This is a genomic window from Microbacterium sp. (genome assembly GCF_047607225.1).
GTDB lineage: Bacteria > Actinomycetota > Actinomycetes > Actinomycetales > Microbacteriaceae > Microbacterium.
Genome location: NZ_JASGDO010000004.1, coordinates 17039 through 26875 on the forward strand (window position 1 = coordinate 17039; position 9837 = coordinate 26875).

Consider the following 9837-nt stretch of genomic DNA (forward strand, 5'->3'; position numbering starts at 1 on the left):
TCGGTGAGTGTACGAGAGATGACGTCGGCGCATCACGTCGACGAACTCCCCAGCCTATTGACTTTCGATAGATATCTATCGAAAATCGATACATGGATCCTGCCACTCCTCGCCCGTCCACCGGCCTGATCGTCGCCACTCACGTGTTCCTCGGCGTGCTCTTCACCATTGGTCTCGTCGCCGGCATCTCCCTCCCCGGCGTGTCGGCGAGCCTCGCGCAGAGCTTCCCCGAGTACGCCGAGCTCCGCGGGCCCCTTCTCGCCGTCGCCATGTCGTTCACTGCCCTGGGGCTCATCGCGCTCGTCGTGATCGCCCTCCTCGTTCACCGGATCTACACCGGCGCCATGCTGACGCGCCCGTCGCTGCTCTGGGTGGATGCGATCGTCGCGCTCCTGGTGCTCGGTATCGCGCTGATCGTCACCGCCGTCGTCGTGATCGGGAGCGGTCAGGCGGGAAGCCCCTTCATGGCCCTCGTCCTGGCGCTCGCGTGCCTGACGCTGGCGGCGCTGGCCTCCCTCACACTCGTCTTGCGCTCGCTCCTGCGCGGTGCCATCCTGCTGCGCGCTGAGCTCGACGAGGTGGTGTGATGGCCATCCGCATCACCATCGACCGGATGCTCGCAGAGCGCGGGATGAGCGTCGGAGAGTTCGCCGACGCGATCGGCATCACCCCCGCCAACGTCGCCGTCCTCAAGAACGGTCGCGCGAAGGCCGTGCGCTTCTCGACCCTCGACGCGATCTGCCGCGTGCTGGACTGCCAACCGGGAGACCTGCTGCAGTTCGAGGACTGACACCCTCCGCCACGGCGCGATGGTCACGCCGTGTCGGCGATGCGATCGATCTCCTCGCTCACGATCGCCAGCGCGCTCTCGTCATCGCCATCCCCGTGCAGCAGGTGGAGGGCGAGCCCGTCGACGATCGCGTGAAGCCGGCGCGCCGTGATCTCCAGCTCGGGCCCGCGTGGCCGCCCCGTGAGGAGCTCGACCAGTCGCACGCACACCTCGAGGAGCTGCGCGTGCGCGTGGTCACGAATGTCGCGAAGGCTCGGCTGGGCCGGGCACTCCGCCACGAGGGCGAGGTTCACCTCCAGTTCCGCCCTGCTGTCAGGGTCCAGGGGCAAGAGTCGCACGATGACGTCGCGCGCGTACCGCCGAGGATCGTCGGACCACGGTGTCGCGAGCACGCGTTCGGTGGCGCGCTGGACCATCAACTCCGCCGAGAACGACAGCAGTTCAGCCCGCGTGGGGAACACGTGTCGGAGGGATCCCACGACGAGGCCCGCCTGTTCGGCGACCGTGCGCACCGAGACCGCCGAGATTCCCCGGTCGAGGATCACCTGCCACACCGCCTCCGCGAGCTGCGCCTTGCGCGCGGCGAGGTCGATGCTGCGGGACATGGACAGACTGTAGCACGACCGTGCTACATTAAATCTGATCTAGCACAGTCGTGCTACAACAGGAGGTGGTGTCATGGCTCGGAACTCACGTGTCGCCCGGCTGGTCTGCGGCACCGCGGCGCTCAGCATCAGCCTGATCCTGGTCGGCTGCGGGGTCGTCGACGACACCCTCCACCGCTCCGAAGGAAGCCGTGCCACGGCGACCTGCGAGCGCCGACTCCAGCTCGGGCCGTCGTGATCGAGGCCGGCGCGGCCGGCACGCTCGTCGTGCTGGCCCTCATCGACTCGATGAGCTTCGGCACGCTCCTCATCCCGGTCTGGCTTCTCACCGCCCCCGGAAAGGTCCGCGTCGGGCGGATGCTCGTCTACCTCGGCACCGTCGCGCTCGCCTACCTCGCGCTGGGAGCCGGCCTGTCGATGGGCGCCCGGGCCTTCCTCGACGCCCACGCCGAGATCCTTCGCTCGCGGGCCTTCCTCATCGGCCAGCTCCTCCTCGGCATCGTGCTCGTCGCCGTCAGCCAGCTCATGGACACCCGGCGAGCGCGGGCTCGGGCCGCGCAGCGCACCGCATCCGGCGGCGGTCGGCTCGTGCGCTGGCGTAGCCGCATCATGGGCGAGGGCGATCGCCGGTCGGCATCGACGATCGCCCTGGCCGCTCTTGCGCTCACCGCCGTCGCGATCGAGGCCGCCTCGATGCTGCCTTATCTGGCGGCGATCGGCGTCATCACCGCTCAGGATCCGGGCGGACCGGCGCCCGTCGTCCTGCTCGCGGGTTACTGCCTCGTGATGATCGCTCCCGCGGCCTGCCTGACCATCGCCCGACTCGTCGCCCACGAGGCGCTCGAGCGTCCCCTGACCCGCCTCGACGGGTGGCTGACGCGTCATGCCACCGCCACGACCGCCTGGATCGTGGGGATCGTGGGTTTCCTGCTCGCCGCGCACGCGATCTTCGACCTCGGCTGGTTCCGCGCGTGACACGCGCGGGGGCGCCCGGCCATCGTGGCGCGCTTCTGGTCACCGCGCGTCGCGGAAGCGACGGAGGTGCTCCTCCGACAGCGTGATCGCTCGCGCTCCCAGTGCCTCGTCGAGGTGCTCGATCCTGCTGGCCCCGACGATCGGACTGATCCCCTGCGCCATCAACCACGCGAGGACGATCTGGTTGGGCGTGGCTCCCACTTCACGCGCGACCTCCGCCAAGACCGCCATGACCCGATCCGTCCCGGGATGGGCGTAACCGGAGGAGAACGGACGGTCGGCCCGCGTGTATCCGCCCATCATCACCGGGGAGTAGCACCACAGCGCGAGCCCCTCGGAGCGCGCGAAGTCGAGGTCGTCCGGGGCGAGCATCTTGTGCCCCTGCTCGGGCACCGTCGTTCCTGGCCGGGGCTGAACGAGGGAGTGGCGCAACTGCAGGGCAGACCATTCCGCGAGTCCTTCTGCGCGTGCGATTCCGCGCGCCTGCTGCACGCGCCACGAGGCATGGTTCGCGGCCCCGATGCGCGTTGCCCGCCCTTCGGCCACCGCCTCACCGAAGGCGGCGACGGTCTCGGCAAGATCGACCGCACGATCCTCGGCGTGGGCCCACAAGAGGTCGACGTGGTCGACGCCGAGCCTGTCGAGGCTTCCGCACAGCCCCCGGCGGATCGCGTCCGCAGACAGGCCTTCCGCGCTCGCCGGCCACGAATGAGCGACGAGAGGATCCTGCCGCACCTTGGTGGCCAGACCTACCCGCGATCGCGCACCGGGATTCGCGCGCAGCCACGCGCCGAGCGTCCGCTCACTCGCCCCGCCCAATCCGCTCGGGTCGGTCCAGAACGAGTAGCAGTTCGCGGTGTCGAGCCAGAACCCGCCGGCCTCCACGAAGCGGTCCAGGAGGCGGAAGGCGGTGCGCTCGTCCACGCGCGTCCCGTGGTCCATGGTGCCGAGAACGAGTTGAGGCGTCGTGAGGGAGTTCGTCATATCGCCATCGTGAATGCTGGAGTGCGCTCCAGGTCAAACCGGAGCTCCCGGGCGAGCGGTCACTAAGGTGTGAGGCATGGCGTTTACGTTCTTCCGTCTCGGCTAGCTCTCCGCTAGCCACTCCTGCGGCCCGCGCCCTCGGCTAGCGATGCGGGAGCAGTCATCCGGCGGCTCCCGACCGCTGACCGGAAGAACTCGTCATGTCGTCTGCGCGAGCGTTCGCTGCGCCCTCATCCGTCCCTCTCCGCACCGATTCCGTCGTCGTGGTCCGCGCCACCACCGGCCTGGAGGCTCTCCTCACCGCCGAGCTGACAGAGCTCGGGCACACCGTCACGGCGTCATCGAAGCGCCAAGTCGTCGTGACCGCCCCCGACGCGTCGATCCTCGCGCGTCCGCCTCGCCTCGCCGACGACCTCTTCGTCGTCGCCGCCCAGGCACCCGATCCCGGCGCCGAGCGGCAAAGCCTCGTCAAGGCTGCCGAGAAGCTCCGGATCGACGGCGCGTGGCGCTCGCCGGGGCGCTTCGCGATATCCGCATCGTTCGTCGGGAGACGGAACTTCTCCCGATTCGACGTCGAAGACGCGGTCGGCCGCGCCGTCACCCGACAGGGCGGAGGAACCTACGTCTCGCGCCGCGACGGCGCGGTGCCCCCGCCAGACGCGGCGGCCTGGCGCGTCACCCTGGACGGCGAGACGATGTACGCCGGCGTCCGGCCCTTCGCCGCACCGCTGCACCGCCGCCCGTGGCGAACGCAGACGGTGCTCGGGAGCGTCCACCCGCCCGTCGCCGCGGCGATGGTGCGGCTTGCGCGCATACCGGAGGGCGCCACGGTGCTCGACCCCTGTTGCGGTTCCGGGACGATCCTGCTCGAAGCGCACGCCGCCGGCCCGGCCGTCACGCTCAGGGGCAGCGACCTCGACCCCGACGCGATCGCGGCCGCCCGTCGGAACGACCTGGGCCGCGTGGTCCGCTGGCGGCGCGGTGATGCGCGCCGCGTCGCCGCGTCGGCGCACGAGATCGACCGCATCGTCACGAATCCGCCGTGGGGCGTTCGCCGGACGGCGGGTGATCTCACCGTCTTCCTCACCGAATGGCGGAGGGTCATCACTCCCGACGGGGTGCTCGTCGTCCTCCTGGACCAGACGCAGGAGGACACGATGACGGGCCATCCGGACTGGAGCGTGACCTCGATCACTCCCGTGAGCGTCGCCGGCCGGCACCCGCGCATCATCGTGGCGCGGCCACGATCCCGAGCGCGGAGACCGAGATGAGTCGGACGTCTCGCCGCACCGTCCTCACACCGGGCGCGCGGGGTGGGCAGCGATCGATCGATCAGGCGCCGCCGCGGACCGTATCCCGCCGGAGCCGGCGGAGCATGCGGGCGTCCTCGAACCCCACCGCTCGCGCGGCCGCCTCCACCGTCGACCCGTGCGTCAGCAGATGCTCGGCGCGCTCTCTTCGCAGCATCTGCTGGTAGCGCAAGGGGGTCAGGCCTGTCGCAGCCGTGAACGACCTCGTGAGCGTTCGCGGACTCACCCCAGCGACCTCGGCGAGGAGATCGAGCGGCAGCGCCTGATCGAAGCGTTCATCGATGTGGTCCTGGACCCGGTGGACGAGTTCGTCCAGATGCGAACGATGACTGAGCAGGGCACTGAGCTGCGATGCGTCGCCGTTGCGCCGGGCGTACACCACCATGTCCCGCGCCACGCGGGCCGCGGTCGCAGCGCCCTGCCGACGGGAGACGATGTGCAGCGCCAGATCGATGCCGCTCGCGATTCCCGCGGAGGTCATCACGCGCGTGTCCTCCGTGAACAGGACGTCCGGAACGACGTGCGCCCGCGGGTGCCGACGCGCCAGCTCCTGCTGGATGTCGTGGTGCGTGGTGCAGCGCCGACCATCCAAGAGCCCGGCGCGCCCGAGCGCGAGCGCCCCCGCGCACACGCTCACGACGGTCCCTCCCTGGGCGTGATGCCGGCGAAGGCGCTCGAGAGTCGTCTGCTGCAGCGCCCCGGAGCCTTCTTCACGCGGCGCGCTCCATCCCGGAACGACGACGAGGTCGTCACGAGACAGGTCCGGCCATTCGGTGAGCACCTGCAGCGCGAGGCCCTGGCTCGACGCGATCACGGGTCGTTCGCCGACATGGATGATCTCGTAGGACCCACCGGCGGTGTTCGCGGTCGCGAACACCTGAGACGGACCGGCGACGTCGAGGAGGATGACGCCGGGCACCAAGAGGAAGACGACTCGAGTCATCCGGTCGCCGACGCGAGTCCGACGTGCTCCGCCGTCGTCGCGATCGTCGCGAATCCGCGCCCGCCGAGGACGGTCTCCGTTCGGCGCATCACGTCGTCGCCCGAGACTTCTCCGTATCCCTCGCCTGCGGGGATCGCCGATGTGGTCGTGGCGTCCGTGACGAAGACGACCTCGAAACCGAGATCGCTGCCCACGCGCGCCGTCGTCTCGCAGCATTGCTCGGTGCGAATACCGCAGACCACGATGCGACGGATGCCCCGGATGCTCAGCTGCTGGTGCAGGTTGGTGGTCGTGAAGGCATTGATCGACGTCTTCATCACCTGGAGCTCGTCAGCCCGTGGCTCGAAATCAGCCATCACGCGCACGAATCCCGAACCGGGGTCGAAGATGCCCCCGGAGCCCGGATCGGCGTGCGTCACCCACACGATCAGGTCACCTGCTGCCCGCGCGGCCCCGAGAAGTCGTTCGACGTTCTCGAGCACCCGAGGGTTCGCCGTCGAGACCCATTCCTCGCGACGCTGTCGAAAAGACTCTTGGACATCGACGATGAGCAGAGCGGTCTCGGTCGCGTGCGTCATGACTCCCATCCTGTGCACTCCGTGTGACGCGCACAAGACATCCCTCGGTCGGGAACCGGAACGATCTGGTCACCGACGGTCGTATGCGCTATCGCGTCGCGGTGAGGTGTATCACGCCACTCTCGGCGACTTCCGTCCTCACGCGGTGCGTCTGCTCGAGACCGACCAGATCATCCCAGAGGCGGTGTCCTCGGCCGAGGAAGACCGGCGTGATCATGAGGTGCAGGTCGTCGACGAGCCCCGCGCGCAGGAAGTCCCTCGCGGTGCGGTAGCCGCCGCCGATGCGAACGTCGAGACCACCTGCAGCCTCCCCGGCCTCGGCGAGCACCTCGTCGATCGGAGCGTCTCGGAAGTGGAACGTCGTGCCGCCGTCCATCGGCAGGGGCGCGCGGGGAGCCGAGTGGGTGAGCACGTAGACGGGGGTGCCGAAGGGAGGGTTCTCTCCCCACCACCCCCGCCAGTGCGGGTCGTCGGGATGCGAGTGAAACCCGAACATTCCCGCGCCCATGATCTCTGCGCCGATCCCCTCGAAGAACGCGGCCCCGTAGCGGTCGTCGACGCCTGTCGTCCCCTCCCCGCTCGCGTCGCCGAATACCCTCTCGCGGAACGTGCGCGTCGCGACGTACGCGGAGGTGAGGCGCCCCCAGTCCTCCCCCATCGGCGCGTCGGGCGTCGGATCGGACGGCGTGAAGCCGTCGAGCGAGGTGAAGAGGTCCATCCGCACGCGCGTCATCTCAGCGTTCCTCCGAAGTCGTGAAGGCGGCGGCGAGCCGCGGGTCTGCCGGCGACCGGCATACGGAGCACAACCTACTCCGGGCGGCGGTCGCGCGGGAGCCTCACTCTCCCCGGTCCGGCGCCGCGAGCACCCGCCGGAGCACGGGCCCGCATGATTGACCCGTCTCGATCACGCACGGCTAACCCCGCACGTTTGCACTCGTAAACCCCTGGGGGTATATTGGCGATACCCCCAGGGGTTTAGACGACAAGGAGTGGCCATGTGCAGCAGAGTGACGTGCACGGCGTGCGGCAAGGCGACGTGGACGGGGTGCGGTCAGCACGTCGAGGAGGCGCTGCGCGGTGTTCCCGACGAGGATCGCTGCGCCTGCCATGACCGTGCAGACGATCGCGCAGAAGTCCGGCAGGATGCGGGCCAGGAGCTCGCGCGATGAGGATCGTGATCGTCGGAGGCGTCGCCGGAGGGATGAGCTGCGCCGCGCGCGCACGCCGCCTCGACGAGAGCGCGGAGATCGTGGTGCTCGAGCGCGGCGCCCATGTGTCGTTCGCGAACTGTGGCCTGCCCTATTTCGTCGGCGGCGAGATCCTCGAGGAGCGATCGCTGCTGGTGCAGACCCCGCAGACCCTCCAGGCCGCTCTTGCTCTCGACGTTCGCACCGGCAGCGAGGTGACGGCCGTCGACACCGCCGCGAAGACCGTGTCGGTGCACACAGAGCACGGTGACGAGGAGCTGGCCTACGACGCACTCGTGCTCTCGCCCGGCGCCTCCGCGCTCCGTCCGCCACTGCCGGGCATCGACTCCCCGCGCGTGCGCACGCTACGCACCGTGGAAGATGCCGTCGCCCTGCGCGAAGACGTCCTCGCGGGCGCCCAGCGGGCCGTCGTGCTGGGCGCGGGCTTCATCGGCGTCGAAGCCGCCGAGGCTCTCGCACGGCGCGGCCTGAAGGTCTCGGTGGTCGAGCTCGCACCGCATCCGCTGCCACCGCTGGAGACGGAACTGGCCTGGCTCATCACGGAAGAGATGCGCAGCCTCGGGATCGAGGTCCGCGCGGGGGTCGCCGCTGCGAGCGTCGAGCATGGAGAGGACGCAGACACCGTCGTGCTCGCCGACGGAACTCGGCTGCCCGCCGACATCATCATGCTCTCCGTCGGCGTGCGTCCGGACACCGCCCCCTTCGCCGCCGCAGGGATCGCCTGCGAGCGCGGCGCGATCATCGTGGATGCGCACGGTCGCACATCCGCTCCGGGCGTGTGGTCGGTGGGCGATGCGACCGCGTCGGTCGACGCCGTCACCGGCATCCGTCGCCCCATCGCCCTTGCCGGGCCGGCCAACCGTGCAGGGCGTCTCGTCGCCGACGACATCCTCCGACCCGACCGTGCGCGGCCCGTCCCTCGCCCGATCGGCACGGCGATCATTCGGATAGGGGACCTGACGGCCGCCCTCACCGGCGCGAACCGCGCCGCGCTCGATGACGCCGGCATCGACTACCGCACCCTGCATCTGCACCCCAACCAGCACGCGGGCTACTTCCCCCGCGCCGCCCAGGTGCATCTCATCGTCCAGATCCGCGCCGCAGACGGTCTTCTGCTCGGCGCGCAAGCCGTCGGCACCGAGGGCGTCGACAAGCGCATCGACGTACTGGCGACGGCGATCCGCGCGGGCATGCGTGTCGACGATCTCATCGACCTCGACCTCGCGTACTCGCCGCCGTACGGACAGGCGAAGGACCCGGTCAACCTGGTCGGCATGGTCGGCGAGAACGTCCTCTCCGGCGCAGTGCGACTCTGGTACTCCGACGAACTCGACGAGGTGCGGCAGAACGCTCTGATCCTCGACGTGCGCAGCCGCGCCGAATACGACACGGGCTTCATCTCGGGCTCGCTCAACATCCCGCATACCGAGCTGCGAGAGCGCCTCGATGAGGTGCGGCACGCGGCGGGCGACCGTCCCGTGCGCGTCCTCTGTCAGTCGGGCGTGCGGTCCGCGATCGCCCATCGCGTGCTGGTGCACGCCGGCATCGACTCGGCCTCGCTCTCCGGTGGCATGCTGACGCTGCGGGCCTGGCTCGGCGAGCGACAGCTCGACGTGCTGGAGCACCCCGCAGTGCTCGCGACTGCGTAGCGACGCTGCACCGGGGCCCGTGGCCTCGCACGACGACGAACGAGCTTCACCCCCTCGACATCCACTCCTTGCTCTGAAGGGAGCACCATGATCACGACCGACGCCGACGCGCACAAGCGCATCCTCAACCGCCTGCGCCGCGCGCGCGGCCAGCTCGACGCTGTCATCGTGGCAGTCGAGAACGAACGACCGTGCCGCGAGATCGTGACCCAGCTCTCGGCGGTCTCCAGCGCGCTCGACCGCGCCGGGTTCACAATCGTCTCGACCGCGATGAAGGACTGCATTACCGACCCCGAGAGCGCTCGCGACGAACAGGGCCTGACGACCGAGGAGCTCGAGAAGCTCTTCCTTATGCTCGCCTGAGCATCTAGCGAAGGAGAATCACATGTGTAACGCGGTCTCGTGCCGGAAGTGCGGCAAGACCACCTGGTCTGGATGCGGTCAGCACGTCGATCAGGTCATGCGCGGTGTGCCCGCGGCCCAGAGGTGCCCGGGTCACGAGGGCGAGAGAGCCAAGGGCTTGCTCGCCAGAATCTTCGGGCGCTGAGCACTGAGATGCCACGTCCCCTCTCCGCACAGACACTCAGCGAGGCAGATCGGCGCCTGGTCGCGGCCTGGGCGGCGGACTGCGCCGAACGGGTGCTCCCGCTGTTCGAGGCCGAGGCGCCCGACGACGATCGCCCGCGCGACGCCATCTTCCGCAGCCGGGCTTTCGCGCGCGGTGAGCTCACCGCTGCCGGGGAGGTCCGGCGCCGCCTCGTCGCCGGCCGTGCCGCCCACAGCGCGACGACCCCC

The 9837-nt window shown here is 69.8% G+C and carries 14 protein-coding genes; 9 read left to right on the forward strand and 5 right to left on the reverse strand.

The window, feature by feature from the left end:
• Positions 1-92: 92 nt before the first annotated feature.
• On the forward strand, positions 93-587 hold the full coding sequence (locus tag QM591_RS00685; RefSeq protein WP_415128558.1) for a DUF2975 domain-containing protein: 495 nt from the start codon (positions 93-95) through the stop codon (positions 585-587).
• A complete protein-coding gene (locus QM591_RS00690) occupies positions 587-790 on the forward strand; it encodes a helix-turn-helix domain-containing protein (RefSeq protein ID WP_415128560.1) in 204 nt (67 codons plus the stop codon). Before QM591_RS00685 ends, QM591_RS00690 begins: the two co-directional genes overlap by 1 nt.
• 23 nt (positions 791-813) lie before the next feature.
• On the opposite strand, the gene QM591_RS00695 is transcribed toward QM591_RS00690, so the two are convergent.
• Entirely contained in the window at positions 814-1395 is a 582-nt protein-coding gene (locus QM591_RS00695) for a TetR/AcrR family transcriptional regulator (protein WP_415128562.1), read from the reverse strand.
• A 73-nt stretch (positions 1396-1468) separates the two neighbouring features.
• On the opposite strand from QM591_RS00695, the gene QM591_RS00700 reads away from it, so the two are divergent.
• Both QM591_RS00700 and QM591_RS00705 read left to right on the forward strand, forming a co-directional pair.
• A complete protein-coding gene (locus tag QM591_RS00700) occupies positions 1469-1633 on the forward strand; it encodes a hypothetical protein (RefSeq protein ID WP_415128564.1) in 165 nt (54 codons plus the stop codon).
• Positions 1630-2370: a GAP family protein gene (locus tag QM591_RS00705; RefSeq protein WP_415128566.1), complete on the forward strand. Its 741-nt coding sequence runs from the start codon at positions 1630-1632 to the stop codon at positions 2368-2370. Before QM591_RS00700 ends, QM591_RS00705 begins: the two co-directional genes overlap by 4 nt.
• Positions 2371-2409: 39 nt before the next feature.
• Here QM591_RS00705 and QM591_RS00710 read toward each other — a convergent pair whose 3' ends face one another.
• Positions 2410-3354, reverse strand: coding sequence for an aldo/keto reductase (locus QM591_RS00710; protein ID WP_415128568.1), 945 nt, complete (start codon positions 3352-3354; stop codon positions 2410-2412).
• Positions 3355-3554: 200 nt separating this feature from the next.
• On the opposite strand from QM591_RS00710, the gene QM591_RS00715 reads away from it, so the two are divergent.
• A complete protein-coding gene (locus QM591_RS00715) occupies positions 3555-4625 on the forward strand; it encodes a methyltransferase domain-containing protein (RefSeq protein ID WP_415128570.1) in 1071 nt (356 codons plus the stop codon).
• Positions 4626-4686: 61 nt separating this feature from the next.
• On the opposite strand, the gene QM591_RS00720 is transcribed toward QM591_RS00715, so the two are convergent.
• From QM591_RS00720 to QM591_RS00730, 3 genes are all read right to left on the reverse strand, one after another.
• Complete coding sequence (locus QM591_RS00720) at positions 4687-5607, reverse strand: GlxA family transcriptional regulator (protein ID WP_415128572.1); 921 nt, start codon at positions 5605-5607, stop codon at positions 4687-4689.
• Positions 5604-6185 carry an isochorismatase family protein gene (locus QM591_RS00725; protein ID WP_415128574.1) on the reverse strand — a complete coding sequence of 194 codons (582 nt, stop codon included), beginning with the start codon at positions 6183-6185 and terminating at the stop codon, positions 5604-5606. The genes QM591_RS00720 and QM591_RS00725 overlap by 4 nt, the downstream gene beginning before the upstream one ends.
• Positions 6186-6273: 88 nt before the next feature.
• A complete protein-coding gene (locus QM591_RS00730; protein WP_415128576.1) occupies positions 6274-6918 on the reverse strand; it encodes a dihydrofolate reductase family protein in 645 nt (214 codons plus the stop codon).
• Between the two features lie 262 nt (positions 6919-7180).
• Here QM591_RS00730 and QM591_RS00735 point away from each other — a divergent pair, with 262 nt between their 5' ends.
• From QM591_RS00735 to QM591_RS00750, 4 genes are all read left to right on the forward strand, one after another.
• Positions 7181-7354 carry a hypothetical protein gene (locus QM591_RS00735; protein ID WP_415128578.1) on the forward strand — a complete coding sequence of 58 codons (174 nt, stop codon included), beginning with the start codon at positions 7181-7183 and terminating at the stop codon, positions 7352-7354.
• Entirely contained in the window at positions 7351-9042 is a 1692-nt protein-coding gene (locus tag QM591_RS00740) for an FAD-dependent oxidoreductase (RefSeq protein WP_415128580.1), read from the forward strand. The genes QM591_RS00735 and QM591_RS00740 overlap by 4 nt, the downstream gene beginning before the upstream one ends.
• An 87-nt stretch (positions 9043-9129) precedes the next feature.
• Complete coding sequence (locus QM591_RS00745; RefSeq protein WP_415128582.1) at positions 9130-9405, forward strand: metal-sensitive transcriptional regulator; 276 nt, start codon at positions 9130-9132, stop codon at positions 9403-9405.
• A gap of 192 nt (positions 9406-9597) precedes the next feature.
• The coding region (locus QM591_RS00750; protein ID WP_415128584.1) for a putative immunity protein at positions 9598-9837 on the forward strand (240 nt) is incomplete at its 3' end.